The organism is Thermosynechococcus sp. PKX82 (assembly GCF_031583255.1).
GTDB lineage: Bacteria > Cyanobacteriota > Cyanobacteriia > Thermosynechococcales > Thermosynechococcaceae > Thermosynechococcus.
Genome location: NZ_CP134169.1, coordinates 327,891 through 344,830 on the forward strand (window position 1 = coordinate 327,891; position 16,940 = coordinate 344,830).

General features: G+C 53.9%; 17 protein-coding genes. 11 read left to right on the forward strand and 6 right to left on the reverse strand.

The features are described from left to right. Nucleotides 1-3: 3 nt before the first annotated feature. Entirely contained in the window at nt 4-2,484 is a 2,481-nt protein-coding gene (locus RHH53_RS01530; protein ID WP_310743997.1) for an HAD-IC family P-type ATPase, read from the forward strand. Here the strand turns inward: RHH53_RS01530 and RHH53_RS01535 are convergent. Next, nucleotides 2,481-4,292, reverse strand: a complete 1,812-nt coding sequence (locus tag RHH53_RS01535) for an ABC transporter ATP-binding protein (protein WP_310453164.1) — start codon at nt 4,290-4,292, stop codon at nt 2,481-2,483. The two genes, RHH53_RS01530 and RHH53_RS01535, sit on opposite strands and share 4 nt — an antisense overlap. Before the next feature lie 76 nt (nt 4,293-4,368). Beyond that, nucleotides 4,369-5,964: a 2,3-bisphosphoglycerate-independent phosphoglycerate mutase gene (gene gpmI / locus RHH53_RS01540; RefSeq protein WP_310743998.1), complete on the reverse strand. Its 1,596-nt coding sequence runs from the start codon at nt 5,962-5,964 to the stop codon at nt 4,369-4,371. 282 nt (nt 5,965-6,246) lie between these two features. Between gpmI and chlP the strand changes: the two genes are divergently transcribed. Beyond that, a complete protein-coding gene (gene chlP / locus RHH53_RS01545; RefSeq protein WP_310437921.1) occupies nt 6,247-7,455 on the forward strand; it encodes a geranylgeranyl reductase in 1,209 nt (402 codons plus the stop codon). A 25-nt stretch (nt 7,456-7,480) separates the two neighbouring features. Here the strand turns inward: chlP and RHH53_RS01550 are convergent, their stop codons facing one another. Genes RHH53_RS01550 through rpsD form a run of 3 tightly spaced genes read right to left on the reverse strand, consistent with a single transcriptional unit; the run spans nt 7,481 to nt 9,481 of the window. Continuing rightward, nucleotides 7,481-7,750 carry a YciI family protein gene (locus tag RHH53_RS01550; protein WP_302677106.1) on the reverse strand — a complete coding sequence of 90 codons (270 nt, stop codon included), beginning with the start codon at nt 7,748-7,750 and terminating at the stop codon, nt 7,481-7,483. Nucleotides 7,751-7,759: 9 nt separating this feature from the next. Next, nucleotides 7,760-8,854 (reverse strand): peptide chain release factor 1, encoded by a 1,095-nt coding sequence (gene prfA / locus RHH53_RS01555; RefSeq protein WP_310743999.1) that lies wholly within the window; start codon nt 8,852-8,854, stop codon nt 7,760-7,762. Nucleotides 8,855-8,872: 18 nt separating this feature from the next. After that, the gene (rpsD, locus tag RHH53_RS01560; protein WP_181495092.1) at nt 8,873-9,481 is read right to left on the reverse strand and encodes a 30S ribosomal protein S4; all 609 of its coding nucleotides are present in this window, start codon (nt 9,479-9,481) and stop codon (nt 8,873-8,875) included. A 185-nt stretch (nt 9,482-9,666) separates the two neighbouring features. On the opposite strand from rpsD, the gene RHH53_RS01565 reads away from it, so the two are divergent. The 9 genes from RHH53_RS01565 (at nt 9,667) to pgl (ending at nt 15,836) form a co-directional block, all read left to right on the forward strand. Next, nucleotides 9,667-9,843 (forward strand): transposase family protein, encoded by a 177-nt coding sequence (locus RHH53_RS01565; protein ID WP_225901682.1) that lies wholly within the window; start codon nt 9,667-9,669, stop codon nt 9,841-9,843. Nucleotides 9,844-10,107: 264 nt separating this feature from the next. Further along, nucleotides 10,108-10,266 carry a hypothetical protein gene (locus RHH53_RS01570; RefSeq protein WP_206200772.1) on the forward strand — a complete coding sequence of 53 codons (159 nt, stop codon included), beginning with the start codon at nt 10,108-10,110 and terminating at the stop codon, nt 10,264-10,266. A gap of 29 nt (nt 10,267-10,295) precedes the next feature. Beyond that, on the forward strand, nt 10,296-11,267 hold the full coding sequence (egtD, locus tag RHH53_RS01575) for an L-histidine N(alpha)-methyltransferase (protein WP_206200773.1): 972 nt from the start codon (nt 10,296-10,298) through the stop codon (nt 11,265-11,267). A 92-nt stretch (nt 11,268-11,359) separates the two neighbouring features. Continuing rightward, a complete protein-coding gene (locus tag RHH53_RS01580) occupies nt 11,360-11,956 on the forward strand; it encodes an ATP-dependent Clp protease proteolytic subunit (RefSeq protein ID WP_225901614.1) in 597 nt (198 codons plus the stop codon). Between the two features lie 46 nt (nt 11,957-12,002). Beyond that, on the forward strand, nt 12,003-12,413 hold the full coding sequence (locus RHH53_RS01585; protein WP_310744000.1) for a hypothetical protein: 411 nt from the start codon (nt 12,003-12,005) through the stop codon (nt 12,411-12,413). Nucleotides 12,414-12,425: 12 nt separating this feature from the next. Further along, on the forward strand, nt 12,426-12,899 hold the full coding sequence (locus RHH53_RS01590) for a Tic20 family protein (protein WP_206200775.1): 474 nt from the start codon (nt 12,426-12,428) through the stop codon (nt 12,897-12,899). A gap of 64 nt (nt 12,900-12,963) precedes the next feature. Then, on the forward strand, nt 12,964-13,080 hold the full coding sequence (locus RHH53_RS01595; protein WP_011056917.1) for a photosystem II reaction center protein I: 117 nt from the start codon (nt 12,964-12,966) through the stop codon (nt 13,078-13,080). Between the two features lie 68 nt (nt 13,081-13,148). After that, nucleotides 13,149-15,098: a DUF3769 domain-containing protein gene (locus RHH53_RS01600; protein WP_310453166.1), complete on the forward strand. Its 1,950-nt coding sequence runs from the start codon at nt 13,149-13,151 to the stop codon at nt 15,096-15,098. 12 nt (nt 15,099-15,110) lie between these two features. Then, nucleotides 15,111-15,836 carry a 6-phosphogluconolactonase gene (pgl, locus tag RHH53_RS01605; protein WP_310744001.1) on the forward strand — a complete coding sequence of 242 codons (726 nt, stop codon included), beginning with the start codon at nt 15,111-15,113 and terminating at the stop codon, nt 15,834-15,836. Here the strand turns inward: pgl and mutY are convergent. Next, nucleotides 15,833-16,939: an A/G-specific adenine glycosylase gene (mutY, locus tag RHH53_RS01610; protein ID WP_302677112.1), complete on the reverse strand. Its 1,107-nt coding sequence runs from the start codon at nt 16,937-16,939 to the stop codon at nt 15,833-15,835. The two genes, pgl and mutY, sit on opposite strands and share 4 nt — an antisense overlap. Nucleotide 16,940 lies beyond the last annotated feature (1 nt).

The following is a 16,940-nucleotide window of genomic DNA, read 5'->3' on the forward strand; positions in this document are numbered from 1 at the left end:
GGTATGACAGCACCATTGACGGGTCTGACAGCGGCGGAAGTGGCGGAGCGGCAAGCCAGAGGTCGCATTAACCGTCAAGCGAGTGAAAGCAATCGCACCTATGGCGACATTTTGCGGGAAAACCTCTTCACGTTTATCAATGGGGTTTTTGCTTTTATTAGCGTCATTTTGCTCTTTTTAGGTCGTCCGGGAGATGTGGCCGCCATCATCGTGGTGGTGTTTCTCAATGCCATCATTAGCATCCTGCAAGAAATTCGCGCCAAACGGCAGTTGGATGAAATTAGCCTCCTCACCCGTCCCCGTGTCAAGGTGCTGCGCGATCGCCAAGAGGCCATTATTGATCCCGCAGAAGTCGTAGAAGGGGATATTCTCCTTTTGGAGCCGGGGGATCAAATCGTTGCCGATGGCACTGTCGTTGGTGATGGACAGATCCAAGTGGATGAGTCTTTGCTCACAGGGGAGTCGGATCTCATCTCCAAGCAAGCGGGCGATCGCCTGTACTCTGGGAGCTTTTGTGTGCGCGGCGCCGCTGCCTATGTCGCCGAACAGGTGGGGGAAGCCAGTACCGCCCATCAACTAACTGCTGCCGCCAAAACTTACCACCACAAACTGACCCCCCTGCAACGGGAAATTAACCTGATTATTCGCGTCATCCTTGCCCTTGCCATTTTCCTGTGGCTATTGGTGTTGCTTTCGCTGTTGGTACGCCTGACCACCCTACAAATGAGTGTGCAAACGGCGGCAGTGGTGGCGGGTCTTGTCCCCGTGGGCTTGTATCTGACAATTACGCTCACCTATGCCTTGGGGGCATTGCGCATCTCCCGTGCCAATGTCTTGGTGCAGCAGGTGAATGCCATTGAATCCCTCAGTGGCGTCGATATTCTCTGCCTTGATAAAACGGGCACACTGACGGCCAATGCCCTTGAACTCCATAGCTGGTACGCCCTCACTGATACAGAGGAAAAGACAAAAGCGGCTCTCGCCACGTTTACCGCCAGTGTTAGTGCTCCGAACCGCACCCTTGTTGCCCTCACGGAGGCCTTTGACGGCAGGCCCCAGCCCCTACGCCTCGAAATTCCCTTTTCCTCCGCCTACAAGTGGAGTGCCGCAGCGTGGCAGGACTCGGAAACGTTTATCTTGGGGGCACCGGATGTTCTCTTCAAGGCTGAAGACCTCTCCCCTGAGGTGACTGAATTACTCCAGCGGGGACGGCAGCAGGGATTGCGGGTGCTTCTCTTTGCCCGTAGTTGCAGTGATCCGCAATGGGATGAGCGGCAGGAGACTGCCCTCTTGCCCCCAGACCTAGAACCCTTAGCAGTGATTTGGGTGGGCGATCGCCTGCGACCCCAATCCCGTGAGGTTCTAGAACGCTTTCAGCAAGCCGGAATTCAAATCAAAATTATCTCCGGCGACCACGCGGAAACCGTTGTTGCCCTTGCGAAACAAGTGGGTCTCGATGATGGGGCGATCGCCATCTCCGGCGCAGACTTGGCCGCCATGGATGATCCCAGCTTTGATCAAATGGCCGAGAAAGCCACGGTCTTTGGTCGCATTACCCCCGAGCAAAAGGCGAAACTCGTGACTCGACTACGCGCCCTTGGGCATCAGGTGGCCATGATTGGCGATGGTGTCAATGATGTGCTGTCCCTGAAGCAGGCCAACGTGGGAATTGCTATGGAAAGTGGCAGTGCCATTACCCGGAATGTGGCTGATATTGTATTGCTTGCGGATTCCTTTGCCGCCTTACCAGCCGCCTTTCGGGAAGGACAGCGCATCTACAACGGCATTCAAGATGTCACGAAGCTTTTTTTGGTGCGGGTGTTTAGCTTTAGTTTGCTTTGTCTAGTCACCGTTATGGCAGGGCGCGCCTTTCCGCTGCTGATTAAGCACAATAGCCTGCTCACCCTGTGGGGAGTGGGTCTGCCGACCTTGGCGGTGGCTTTTTGGGCAGTGCCGGGGCCGCGTCCCCATCGATCGCTGATTCGTTCATTGTTGCACTTTGTCATCCCCGCCACCCTAAGCCTCGCACTGTTGGCCATTTTCATGTACTTGGGGGTGTTAGCACGGGAACTGACGCCCCTTGTGGAATTGCTCCAAGGACGCTTTGATCCAACGCTGTTGAATGGCCGCGAGGTGCTCTTAGAACTGGGGCAGAGTGTGGCGATCGCCCGCACGGCCTTGGTGACGACCCTGATGCTGGCCTCCCTTTGTTTAGTCCTGTTTCTCAAACCTCCCCATCCCACATGGGTTGGCGGTGCGCCTTTAGTGGGCAACTGGCGTTATGTTGCTGTGGTTTTAGCTCTGCTGGCTGCCTTCCTGATCATCAGCTTCTCGCCGACCCTACGGGCAGTGGCCGAGTTGGAACCCCTGTCGTGGTCACTATGGGCATTGATTGTGCTGATTGTCTTGCTATGGGTGGTGGTCTTGCGGGCTTTTTGGCGCTATCGGCTTTTGGATCGCTTCCTTGGTGTCGATCTCAGTTAGGCATGGGGGGCGCGATCGCGCTGAATCGAGTAGAGATGGGCATACAACCCCCCTTGGGCGAGGAGTGTCTCATGGTCTCCCTGCTCGCGAATCGTCCCTTGATCCAAAACCACAATTTGATTGGCGTCCCGTACCGTACTGAGGCGGTGGGCAATCACAATCATTGTGCGAGTGCCGGTAATGGAGCGCAGGGCCAGTTGAATTTCCCGCTCCGATTCATAATCCAGACTTGAGGTCGCTTCATCAAAAATCAACACATCGGGATCCGCCAAGAGGGCACGGGCAATCCCTAGGCGCTGCCGCTGTCCCCCCGAAAGCCGCAACCCCCGTTCACCGACAATTGTGCGATAGCCCAAAGGCAACTGCTGCACAAATTCATCCACCCGCGCAATGGCACAGGCCTCATAGACGGCGTCGGCACTGACCTCGGGGTTGGCATAGGTGAGGTTATCCCAGAGGGTGCCATTAAAGACATCCACCTCTTGGTGGACAATGGCCAAACGACGGCGATAGGCGCGGACATCGAGGGTTTGAATATCTTGGCCATCAATGAGAATCTGCCCCTGATCCGGCTGGAAGTAGCGAAAGAGCAGCTTGATCAAGGTGGATTTCCCGGAACCCGATCGCCCCACCAAGGCCACCGTTTGGCAGGGTTCAATGAGTAAGTTAATATCCCGCAGAATGGGACGCCCCGGCGTGTAGCTAAACCAAACGTGCTGAAAATCCACTTTGCCGGAAAACTTCAGGCTAGGAATCTCCTGTTGCTCCAGATCAATGGCATCACGACCGGGGGGCAATTCCATAAATTCATGGAAGCGCAAAATGGAGGCATAGCGGCGGGCAAACACCTCCGACACCTGCGAGAGGGGGGTAATTTCGGCATAGGCCATACTGGCAAGGGTGTAAATCGTCATAAAGTGACCAATCGAGACCCGGCCGGCGATTGTGGCTGCTAGGGAAAACCCCAACAAACTGAAAAGACAGAACTGGACTACAGTTCCCTGCCAAGTAATCAGGTGCATATAGCCGCGATGGATGCGGTCAATGACCATCTTGAACTCACGATCAAGGCGCTGCCTTTGGCGAGCCAATTCCCGAGCCTCGGTGGCAAAGGCCTTGACGGTTTTGATATTGGTAATGATTTCTGAGGTGCGGCTTTCTGTGCTTTCGATGTGGCTGTCGAGAATTTCTTCCTTTTGAATGATCCGTCGCAGGGTGCGCAGGGTCAGCACCAGAATCACAGTAAAGGAGGTCAACAACCCAAGGGCGATCGGCCAATCAAGCCACCAGACAATCACGCCAATCCCCAGCACCCGTACCAGTTTGGGAATCAGTTGACCGGCAATTTCGGGATAGCTCCACGTATGGTTGGAAATCCCTTTGCTAACACGATTGGCAATGCGACCCGGGTTGTTTTCCTCAAAGAATTCTAGGGGCAGCGTCAGAATTTTCTCGACGGCTTTGCGAGTGTGGTCGCGGCGGGCAGCCAAGGCAATCCACCAGTGGAACCATACCCCCAGCCACGGTTGAATTGGGGCACGCACCACAGTGGCCAAAAAGACAATACTGCCGAGAACGGTGAGATTGACGCCAAAGGCATTGTTCCAGCCCGTCCATGTTTGCAGCGTATGGGCGATCGCCACCACTGGCGGATCGAGGGGTTGTTGCGAGAGCAGGTTGAGAATTTGACCAATGGCATAGGGCACGAGCAAATCCACCAGTTCGCAGAGACTAGCTGCGGTCATACTGGCGATCGCCATCCCCCGATAGGCGCGATAGTAACCCAGAATGGAGCGAAACGTGGCCATAAAAACAGGACAAGCACTGTTCCTATTTTAAGATTTCTTAAAATTTTCTGCCGTCGCTCTTGGGTTGAGAATGCCCTTAGACCTTCACAGAGACTGGGGTGCGATTGAGGCGCGTTTCATAGGGGGCACTGGCAATCAGCGATCGCCCGGTCATCTCAGGGGGTTGAGGCAGCCCCAAAATTTCCAGAATTGTTGGCGCAATATCCGCCAGACACCCATCCTCTCGCAGGCTCACATCTGTAGCATGGCCGGGGATTTTGCGTTTCTCCCCTTCCACCAAGATGAAGGGAACGGGGTTAGTGGTGTGAGCCGTCCAAGGGTTACCGTCCTCGTCAATCATGTACTCAGCGTTGCCATGATCAGCGGTAATCAGCAGCGTGCCCCCCACCTTTGTTGTTGCTTCCACCAATACGCCTACACAGCGATCCACGGTTTCAATGGCTTGAATTGTTGCCACTAATTGCCCCGTGTGCCCCACCATATCGGGGTTAGCAAAGTTCACCACAATTAGGGCATATTCCTGTTTCTCAATGGCCTCCTTAACCGCTTCTGTGACGGCAAGGGCAGACATGGCTGGCGCTTGATCGTAGGTGGCCACCATTGGACTGGGGATGAGAATGCGATCTTCGCCGGGGAAGGGTTCCTCAAGGCCGCCATTGAAGAAATAGGTGACGTGGGCATATTTTTCTGTTTCCGCTGCCCGCAATTGCTTCAGGCCATGCTCGGCAATCACTTCCCCAAGGATATGATTGAGGTTTTGGGGCGGGAAGGCGACACCACAGTTAAAGTTGGCATCGTATTGGGTGAAGGTCACGTATTCCAAGGGCGTAATTAGCGTCCGCTCAAAGCCACTAAAGTCAGGGTCAATAAAGGCTTGGGTGAGCTGGCGGGCGCGATCGGGACGGAAATTAAAGAACACCACGCCATCGCCGGGTTCAACGGCTCCTTCAGCAATGCGCGTGGGGACAATAAATTCATCGCCAATATCTTGGGCATAGGACTTACTGGCGACATCCACCGCCTGCAGGGGTTGAATATTTTCATTGCTGGTCATGACGCGGTAGGCCGCCTCGGTACGATCCCAACGGCGATCGCGATCCATGGCATAGTAGCGACCACTCACCGTCACAATTCGTCCGCAGCCAATGGTTTTCAGGCGTTGCTCCAATTCCTCAAGGACACCTGCGGCATCGCGGGGGGGTGTATCGCGACCATCGGTAATGGCATGAATACAGGCCGGTAACTCATGGCGCTTGGCCAGTTCCACCAAGCCGTAGAGGTGATCAATGTGGGAATGCACCCCGCCTGCAGAACACAGACCGATAAAATGCAGCTTGCCCTTGCGCTCCTTCACAGTTTGGCAGAGCTTCACAAGGACGGGATTGCTAAAGAGGCTACCATCTTCAACGGCATCGGAAATGCGCACCAACTCTTGGGGAACAATGCGCCCAGCACCGATATTTAAATGCCCCACCTCGGAGTTACCCATTTGACCTTTGGGGAGTCCCACCGCCTTCCCAGAGGTGTAAATCAATGTGTGGGGGTAGGCTTGCCACAAACTGTCCATGACAGGTGTATTGGCGCTAGCGATCGCATTACCGTAGGTCTCTTCGCGATAGCCCCAGCCATCCAAAATCATCAAAACAACGGGCGCAACAGGAGACGATGCCATGTGAATGCCCTACCTTAAACTTCTCTGGGAAATGGTGTAAATTGTACAACCTCGCAAATGATACCATTCTCCACCGCGAGAGACAAATTGGGTAGCTTCTGCTACAGTCCGCACGCTGGATCAATTCTGAATCCATAGATAGATCTATCCTAACGGATCAACGATGGCCAAATGTTGAAAACTGTTACAGATGCGGCTTTTCGGGATTAAATCCTTGAAGACAAAAAATTGCCGTGATAGTATCCAAACTGTTGTTTGTTAGCCAAAATTGGGAGTCGTCCGTTGTCACTTCGGGTAGCAGTGGTCGGTGGTGGTCCAGCGGGTTCCTCAGCCGCCGAAACCTTAGCCAAAGCCGGAATCCAGACCTATCTCTTTGAACGTAAATTAGACAATGCCAAGCCCTGTGGCGGTGCGATCCCCCTGTGCATGGTCAGTGAATTTGACTTGCCGCCGGAAATCATTGACCGCCGCGTGCGCAAAATGAAGATGATTTCCCCCTCCAATATCGAGGTGAACATTGGCCATACCCTCAAAGACCACGAGTATATCGGTATGTGTCGCCGCGAAGTCCTCGATAGCTTTATGCGCAATCGGGCGGCGGATTTGGGCGCCAACTTGATCAATGGCACCGTCTTTAAGCTGGAGCAGCCCGCCACCAGCGATCAGCCCTACACCCTCCACTATGTCCAAGAGGATGGCACAGCTCAGGCCCTTGAAGTGGATGTGGTGATTGGTGCCGATGGGGCAAATTCCCGCATTGCCAAGGAAATTGATGCCGGCGATTACAACTACGCCATTGCCTATCAGGAGCGCATCCGCCTGCCTGAGGACAAAATGACCTACTACAACGAGTTGGCAGAAATGTACGTGGGGGATGACGTGTCCCCAGACTTCTATGCATGGGTTTTCCCGAAATATGACCATGTGGCCGTGGGCACCGGCACCATGAAGATTAACAAAGATCGCATTCGGGAGTTGCAAGCGGGAATCCGCGCCCGTGCTGCTGCCAAACTGGAAGGGGGGCAAATTATTAAAGTGGAGGCTCACCCCATTCCTGAGCATCCGCGGCCGCGACGGGTGGTCGGTCGCGTGGCTTTGGTGGGAGATGCAGCCGGTACGGTCACCAAGTCTTCTGGGGAAGGCATTTACTTTGCCGCCAAGTCAGCCCGCATGTGCGCTGAAACCATTGTCGAGACCTCCAACAGCGGTCGCCGTATCCCCACCGAAGCAGATCTCAAGCTCTACCTGAAGCGCTGGGACAAAGCCTACGGCATGACGTACCTAGTGTTAGATCTGCTGCAACGGGTCTTTTATCGCTCCGATGCCACCCGTGAGGCTTTTGTGGAGATGTGTAGCGATATTGATGTACAGAAGCTGACCTTCGATAGCTACCTCTACAAGACGGTGGTGCCGGCTAATCCCTTAGTGCAGTTGAAAATTACGGCAAAAACGATTGGTAGCCTGATGCGGGGCAATGCCCTTGCGCCCTAAGTGAGTTGCGGATCCGCCCTCGCCCTTAGAGGGCTTGGATCCACTCATGAATGCTGTACTCTATCCACACCTGATGCTGCCAGTAGGGGTCGTTTTCAATCAATTGGCGCACGGTCTCTTCGCTATCCGCCGCGTAAATGGCAAAAAAGTAGCGCAGGTCTTTCGTAGGACCAATGGTGATGAGCACCCCTTGGGCTTTTTGAGCCGCAAGGCCGTCGAGGTGTGCTTGGCGATGGGGGGCACGCCGTTCGAGGACATCCTCACAGTAGCGTCCCCAAGCCACAAATTTGGTCATTTGATCCTCCTAGGCTTGTTCGGCAGCCAGTTGTGCCAGTTGTTCCTGCTGATCACGGCTGATGCAGGCTTGAATAATGGGTTCTAGATCCCCTTCTAGGACACTGCTGAGGGTAAAGTTTTGTCCCAAGCGGTGGTCGGTGACGCGATCGTCTTTGTAGTTGTAGGTGCGAATTTTTTCGGAGCGATCGCCCGTACCCACTTGGGAGCGACGCATTGAGGTAATGGCTTCCTGCTGTTCCCGCAGCTTCATTTCGTAGAGTTTTGCCCGTAGGATTTGGAACGCGCGCTCCTTGTTTTTCAGTTGGCTACGCTCTTCGGTGCAGAAGATGCGAATACCCGTCGGCTTGTGGAAGAGGTCAACGGCTGTTTCTACTTTGTTGACGTTTTGGCCACCGGCACCTCCGGATCGCGCTGTGGTGAGTTCAATATCCTTGGGATCAATTTCTACTTCCACTTCATCCACTTCGGGCATTACCGCCACGGTGGCCGTAGAGGTGTGAACTCGGCCCCCCGCTTCGGTGACAGGCACCCGCTGCACGCGATGGACACCGGATTCAAACTTCAGCTTGCTATAGACGCGATCGCCTTTGATTTCGAGGATGGCTTCCTTGAAGCCCCCCATTTCTGCAAGGGATTCACTGACTAAGCTCACCTGCCAGCCTTGGCTTTTGGCGTAGCGGGAGTACATTCGCACTAAATCCCCTGCCCAAATTCCCGCTTCATCGCCCCCAGCACCCGCTCGAATTTCGAGCATGATGTTTTTATCATCATTGGGGTCACGGGGCAGCAGCAGAATTTTTAGGCGTTCCTCCAGTTCGGTAATGCGGCGGCTGAGATCCGCGACTTCTTCTTCAGCCATCTGGCGTAGCTCGGGTTCATTGACTGCTTCTTTAAGCAGTTGGCGGGCATCCACCAGTTGCTGATTGAGGGACTGCCATTCGTGATAGGCGTTCACCGTCTCCTCTAGGGCAGCACGGGAGCGAGCCACCTTCTGAAATTCGGTTGGGTTGACCGCCACATCGGGATCCGCCAAGCGACGGGTAAGTTCTGTAAAGGTTTGCTCGACAGTGCGAAGTTTTTCCAGAAGATAGGCTTCTGCCATAGGAAGGGCGGCGATACTCTAGACTTTGCGGGAGTAGTACTCAACCACGAGGAGTTCATTGACTTGGAGAGCAACCCATTGCCGTTCGACAATACCAGTGACTCTGCCGGTGAGGGTGCTTTTATCCAGTTCCAAGTGGCTGGGAAGATTGGCAAGACCGGGATTTTGAAGGTTGGTTTCCACCAAGCGGCGCGATCGCTCATTATCGCGGACGGTAATCACGTCCCCCGGACGGCACTGATAGCTGGGAATAGATACACTGCGGCCATTGACCAGAATATGGCCATGATTCACCAGTTGGCGGGCTGCTGGAATCGTTGGTGCCATCCCAAGGCGGAAAACAGTGTTATCCAGCCGCATTTCCAACAACTGTAGAAGGGTTTGCCCCGTGGAACCACTGACCCGACGGGCTTTGCGCACATAGCGTACAAGTTGCCGCTCCGAGACCCCGTAGTTGAAGCGCAGTTTTTGCTTTTCGTCAAGGCGCAGGGCATATTCCGAACGCTTTTTGCGGGCTTGGCCGTGTTGACCGGGGGGATAGCTCCGCTTGGGGGCTTTGCGGGTGAGACCAGCCAGTTCACCCAGACGACGGACAATTCTCAAACGAGGGCCACGATATCGAGCCATGCAACTATACCCAACCTACAGTGATGATGGTGTCCAACCAAAAATGTGCAAAAAATACACTGATTTGCCGAGGGCAACTTAATCAGCTTGCCTAGTATATCAAGGGGATGGGCGCGATCGCAACCCTAGGACGAGGATTTCTAGGGCAAACGCATAGTAGAAAAGTAAGCCAATCGTTTGTGGGAATGCCACCATGCCAACCCTCTGCCCGTCTGCTCGACCACGTCAAAACCCTAGAAGACCCCCGCGCAGAACACTTGCTAGAGCATCAACTCCTTGACATCATTGGTCTGACCATCTGTGCCGTCCTCTGTGGTGCAGAGGTGTGGGTGGCGATTGAGGACTACATGACTGGACTGTAGTGTACGAAGTGTACGATAAAGACTTAATCTCGTCCCCATCGTAGCTGGCTTTCGCGTCGCGGTGGCGAATCGATAAGTGCGGGGAGTCCATGTAGCTCACCTTTTAGGTAGAGCGCGGGACTGATAGCTCCCTGAACCCCTCATTAAGTTAGAGCAACAGGTGTAACCCAATCTCTTCGATGGAACTGATCCAAGCTGCCCTGCCGGCCTTTTTGCGGGGAGCACTAAATACACTCATTTACTATTGTCAGTGTGATTGCCGGCGTGGACTTAACCTCAGTGATGCGGGTGTGGGTGATTCGCAACAGTAGCCAGCCATTTCCTCTGTATGCGCTGGCCTTAATTCTCTACCTGCTAATGAGTTTGCCGATCGCGTGGTGGGGACGGCGTTTGGAGCAGCAGCTAAAGGCTAGAATATCTTAAGGTTTGCACATTCTGGAGCCGCTTTCCCTGTGAGCGATCGCCTGCACCTGACCCACTTACCCAGTCTCGCCACAGAACGGGACGGCCAAGATGTTATCCGAGGTCTGACTCAGCAACCCAAGTCTCTTCCCTCCTACTACTTCTACGATGCTGCGGGATCACGCCTCTTTGAGCAAATCTGTGAGCTGCCGGAATACTACCCCACCCGTACAGAATTGGGCATTTTAGAGACCGCCGCCGGGGCGATCGCCCAACTCACGGGCGCCTGTGAACTGGTGGAACTGGGCAGTGGCAGCGATCGCAAGATTCGCCTTCTCCTATCGGCCTATGCCCACATACAACCTCGGCTTTACTATCGTCCCATTGATGTCAGTGGCTCAATCCTCAAAACCAGTGCCATGGCTCTTCTTGCCGACTATCCGCAGCTCAGTATTCATGGTCTTGTCGGTACCTATCAAGTGGGATTAGAGCACCTACCGCCCCCCTTGGCACCTCGGCGCTTGCTCTGCTTTCTCGGTAGCACCATTGGCAACCTCTCCCCCAGCGAATGCCAGACCCTTTTTCAACAGATTCATCGGGTTCTTAGGGACGGGGACTATTTCCTGCTGGGCGTGGATCTGATCAAAGACACGAGTATTTTGCTCCCTGCTTACAACGATGCCCAAGGGGTGACGGCTGCCTTTAACCGCAATCTCCTCCATCACCTCAACTGGCGCTTTCAAGGAAATTTTCAGCCCGCAGCCTTTGCCCATCGCGCCATCTATAACCCGATTGCCCAGCAAATTGAAATGTATCTCGATTCACAGCAGCGGCAAACCGTTACCTTGGCTGCCCTTGATTTTCAGTGCACTTTTACTGTGGGTGAACCGATTCTCACCGAAATTTCCCGCAAGTTTGATCTTGCTGCCCTCAAGGCGGCATTAACGGCTGCTGGATTTCGATGGATCAAGGCCTTTACCGACCCTCAGCAGTGGTTTGCCCTCTGCCTCTGCCAGGTTTAGAGCGAAGGCCTTTGGAATAGGTTAGAATCAGGGAGAAAAGCCGCCTTCATGGCTCAGGTTGCGGCGTTGATAGCTCAGCGTGGAAGGATTCTATGCCCATCGGAGTACCCAAAGTCCCCTACCGGATGCCCGGTGAACCCTACACCCAGTGGATTGACATCTACAACCGTCTCTATCGCGAGCGGATTATTTTCCTTGGTAAAGAAGTCGATGATGAGATTGCCAACCAAATTGTGGCAGTGATGCTCTACCTTGACTCCGAAGATCCGGGCAAAGACATCATGCTCTACATCAACTCCCCCGGTGGCTCCGTCACCGCTGGCATGGCAATCTATGACACGATGCAACATATTAAATCCGATGTCGTCACCATTTGTGTGGGTCTGGCTGCCTCGATGGGGTCTTTCCTCCTTGCAGCCGGTACCAAAGGCAAACGGTTGGCATTACCCCACTCCCGCATCATGATTCACCAGCCCTCTGGTGGTACCCGTGGCCAAGCAACGGATATTGAGATCGAAGCTCGCGAAATTTTACGGGTACGGCGACAACTCAATGAGCTATACGCCCACCATACCGGCCAGCCCCTCGAAAAAATTGAGCGGGATATGGATCGTGACTTCTTCATGTCCGCCGAAGAGGCAAAAAACTACGGCTTGATTGATCGGGTGATTGAGGAGCGTCACAGCTAGTTTGCTGGCACATTGGCTGAGAGTTCAAATGAACATGAGGTTGAACATGTTGCAATTGCTCAAGTCGGCTATCGGCATTCCCCTTGTGATAGGTGGCATCCTTGTCCTAGGAGTAGGTCAACCAGTGCGTGCCCAAGGCGCCAGCCCGCTGCCTCCGGAAATGATGAAGACCATGGTTGAGCAGCTGAGTGATTCCTTGGCAAAATATGTGTCACGGGCAAGTTGTACAGATATCGCCCAGTTGCTCAAAATGCTACCCACCAATGGTACTAACCCAGCTCCCGATTCCGGTTCCATCATCGGTGCTGCTATCCTGTCAGTCAGAAATAATCCGGAGCTGCAAGGGATCATTGTCTCGCGAGTGGGGCCACCGCTGGTCAGTAAAGTTGTGGAATGCAACATGATTTCGGCGGATCTACTGCTGAAGGCCATGAGTCAATCCCCCTCCAACCCCTAAAAGGAGCAACCCATGACTTGGCGTGCCACGACCACTGCGTTAGATCGTATCTTTGCCAGCTTAGCGTATCTGCTGCCGCTCTTCTACGTCATGCCCTTTGGTGGCTTTTTGTTTGATTTGTTTCCACCACTGCAAGCACTGGTGTTAGTGGTTTTACCGGTAGCCTTGATCTACTCCATTCCCTTTGCTGGCCTAATTGTTTTTATGCTGTTGTACCTGCTGGTGGTGCGCAACAGTCGTATCAGCCTTTTTATTCGCTATAACACGATGCAGGCACTGTTGATGGGGATTGTGCTGTTTATTGTCCAACTACTGGTACAACTGCTGATCCGCGTTGCTAGTTTTGACCTGCTGATTAAAGTGCTCTTCAACTTTGTCTTTATTGCCACGGTGATTGGCGTCGTCTATGCGGTGGTGCAGTCTGTACGCGGCATCTATGCCGAAATTCCCACGCTGTCGGATGCCACAAAAAGCCAAGTGTTTTAGGGGATGCGAGGGAGTCCCTCATCCCGTATGATCAGAAGGTGACGCTACGAAAAACGACAACATCATGGAAACACTCAAAATTACCGTTTATATCGTTGTGACCTTCTTTGTCCTGCTCTTTGTTTTCGGGTTCCTTTCGGGTGACCCAGCTCGTAACCCCAAGCGTAAGGATCTCGAGTAATCCTCGCCAAAGGGGGTGGGCATCGGGTAACGTAACTAGGCAGTGGTCGTGAGGAAGTTTGGCCGTTGTTGTTTTTACCCCTTTTTGCTAGTCTGCCCCCCCCTGCACAACCCGCAGAAATGACTGAGGTCAGCGGCGCATCACCAGCGGAGCTACTTGGAACAACGGTAGCTCCTGATCTTAGCAGTACAACGCCGATCAGCCCTAGGCCAACACCGAATTTTACAGCCCCCCTCCGTCTTGGGGAGGCCAATGCTGAAACGCCCGTTGTCCGTGATCAACCCTTAGAGGTGACGGCCGATCGCCAAGAGTTCGATCTGATGCGGCGCTTGTTTAATGCCATTGGCAATGTTTTCCTCCGCTTCAAGGAAGCTGAACTCACCGCTGATCGCATTCAAACCGATATTGACGCCCAAATTCTGGTGGCGGAAGGTAATGTGACGATTACGCGCGGCGATCAAGTCTTGCAGGGCGATCGCTTGGAATATAACCTCAGACTCGATCAAGGCTCTCTCACCAATGCTCGCGGCGTCGTCAATACCGCTAGGGTGGATCAAGACCTGAGCCTGACCCGCTCTCCTAGCCCCCCACCCCTTAGCCCTCTCCCCGGTCTTGACGAACAGGGCACAGATCTCCAAGCAGAAGTGACAGAAACCTTTGATCGGTTGCGCTTTGAGGCCGATCGCCTAGAGTTTGATGGCCGCCGCTGGTTGGCGACAAACCTGCGAATCACGAATGATCCCTTTAGTCCGCCAGAGCTGGAGGCACGGGCTCAGGAAGCCACCGCCGAACCCCTCAGTGCCGATGAAACCCTGCTCAAGGTACGACGGGGTCGTGTGGTCTTTGATCAGCGGGTGGCCTTACCCATTGTGCTGCGGCGGTTTGTTGTAGGTCGTCCCTACGAAATTCTCCCCTTTGAGTTTGGCTATGATGAACAAGATCGCGGCGGCGTATTTCTCGCCTATCGGTACAGAGCAATCAATACCCCCAATACCCAAATCACCTTCCTGCCATCCATCTATTTAGAACGGATCATCAACAATGACTTTGATGTTTTTGATGCTAAAAGCTACGGGGCGGCGATCGAGCTAGGCCATCGGTTCACGCCGCAGACTCGTGTGCGCGGTTACGGCTTCTTGAATACGCTCAACCCTAACGACTGGCCGAGTACGTCACGCGCAGGGGTAGACTTGTTCCACAATTTTGATGCCCGCAATCTCCTAACGGTTTCTGCCCTTTATCGCCAACGGGTTTTTAATCGTTCCCTTGGGGAGCAGGAAATTACCAGTAGCTTTGGCGGCACGTTCAGTGGTACAGGTATTCCCTTAACTCAGGGCCTAGCACTCAGTTATCTTCTGGGAGGTCAATACGTCACGGCAGCCAGTGATGATCCCTCCTTACCCCCTAAGCCAAGCCTAGGTCGTCTTCAAGCTGCCGCAAGTCTTAACTGGGTGATGCCCATTTGGCGGGGCACTCCCTTACCGCCGACGCGAACCCAAGGCCTGCGCTATAGCCCCCGTCCTGTACAACCCTTCTTGCAGTTCTATAGTCAGGTAGGCGGTGTAGCGAACTACTATACCAATGGCAGTACCCAACCCGCGTTAGTTGCAGGGGCAGGGTTTCGGGGTCAAGTGGGTCATTTTTCTCGTCATTGGTTTGACTACACCAGTTTTGATGTGGGATTTACACAGACATTGAGTGAGCCATCCTCGCCCTTTCTCTTTGATCGGATTACTGACTTTAGTGTGCTCAACGTGGGATTGTTGCAGCAGATTTACGGTCCGCTGCGAGCGGGTACCCAAATGCAAATTAATGTGGACACAGGGAGAGTTTTTGATACAAACATTATTGTTGAATATAGCCGTCGCACCTATGGGGTGGTGTTTCGCTATAACCTCGATCGCCAGTTGGCGACGATTCTTTTGCGCATTAATGGGTTTAACTGGCGCGGCAATGCTGATCCCTTTTCCAGTCCCGGACTGGGTACGGCGACCGATGGTGTGATTCGCTCCAATTAGGATGATGCTTCTATGCCAACACCCAATGTACGTGTTTTTCCAGATTTGGCTGCCCTGACGGCGGCGGCAAAGCAGTTTGTTCTTGAGCAGGCCACTGGGGCGATCGCCCAACGGGGGCAATTTATGCTTGCCCTTGCCGGCGGCAACACGCCTAAACCGTTGTATGAAAGCCTTGTCTGTGCGGATACTCCTTGGTCACGGTGGCACATTTTCTGGGGTGATGAACGCTATGTTCCCCTCGATCATCCCGACAGCAATGCGGGGATGGCCTTTCAGGCGTGGCTCAATCATGTACCGATTCCCAAAAATCAGATTCACCCAATGCCAACGGCGGATGCGGATCCGCAGACCGCTGCCGATCGCTATGAGCAAATCCTGCGCCAAACCTTTGGCATCCGTGAAGGAGAAGTTCCCAGCTTTGATCTGATTTTGCTCGGTATGGGATCCGATGGCCATACGGCCTCCCTGTTTCCCCACACAGCAGCCCTGACGGTGGGCGATCGCCTGATTACCGTGGGCAACAAGGATGGCCAGCCCCGCCTCACCTTCACGGTGCCCCTGATTAACCATGCCCGTCAAATTCTCTTTCTTGTGACGGGTGCCAATAAACAAACTGCTCTACGTCATATTTTCTCTGGGACGACTGATCCCCATCTCTATCCGGCACGGCTGATTACTGGCAATGCCCTTTGGTTTTTGGATGTGGCGGCGGCTGAGGGTGTCGTTGCAAACACCTAGGCTGTGGGTCTGCCCCGTTCGTGAATGGCCTGAATAATTGCAGTATTGGCTTTCGGAAAGGGAAACTGCTCCAATTCCTCAGGGGTCACCCAACGGATGGCATCGCACCCCAAGGGCTGAGGACTTCCTGAAAGATGCTGGCAGTAATAGACATGGAGCGTCACCCGAAAATGGGTGTAGGCATGATCAATGTCAATCAAATGCTCACCAACACTAATCTCAATGCCCAATTCCTCACGAATTTCCCGCTGAATACACTCCTGAACCGTCTCATTGGGTTCAATTTTGCCCCCCGGAAACTCCCATAGTCCCCCCAATAGACCTGTTGGTGGCCGCCGATCAATGAGAATCTGACCTGCCGCATTCCAAATCACCGCGACACCAATCTTTTTATGGGGTAAGGGGGAACGGTTCATTTTGCGAGGAATCTCATGGGTTAACTGCTGTTGGTAAGCGACGCAATGGTGTTGCCAAGGACAAGCATGACACAGGGGTTGGTGGGGTGTACAGATCGTTGCCCCCAGATCCATCAGGGCTTGATTAAAATCGCGGGGGGCTTGGGGACACAGCAGTTGCGCCGACCACTGCCAGAGTTGGGCTTCCGCTTGCTTGGGGGGGATCGTGAGTCCATAGAGACGGGCAAGCACCCGTTTGACATTGCCATCGAGAATCGGCTGGGGCTGATTAAAGGCAGCACTGAGGATCGCACCTGCGGTACTGCGACCAATTCCCGGTAATGCCACCACGGCCTCGTAGGTGCAGGGAAATTGCCCCCCATGATCGGCCATGATCTGTTGAGCCGCGCGGTGCAAATGGCGTGCCCGTGCATAGTAGCCCAATCCCTGCCACAGTTTCAAGACGGTTTCCAAATCGGCAATCGCTAAGTCGGCGATCGCGGGAAAGGTGGCTAGCCAACGCTGATAGTAGGGAATCACCGTGGCCACTTGGGTTTGCTGGAGCATGATTTCTGAGACCCAGATGGCATAGGGATCGCGCGTGTGCCGCCAAGGTAAATCCCGCCCCTGCTGCTGATACCACTGTAAAAGTGCAAAACGAAGGGCAGGTAGTGTATACCCGCCCCCACTGTCCTGTACCGTTGGCATG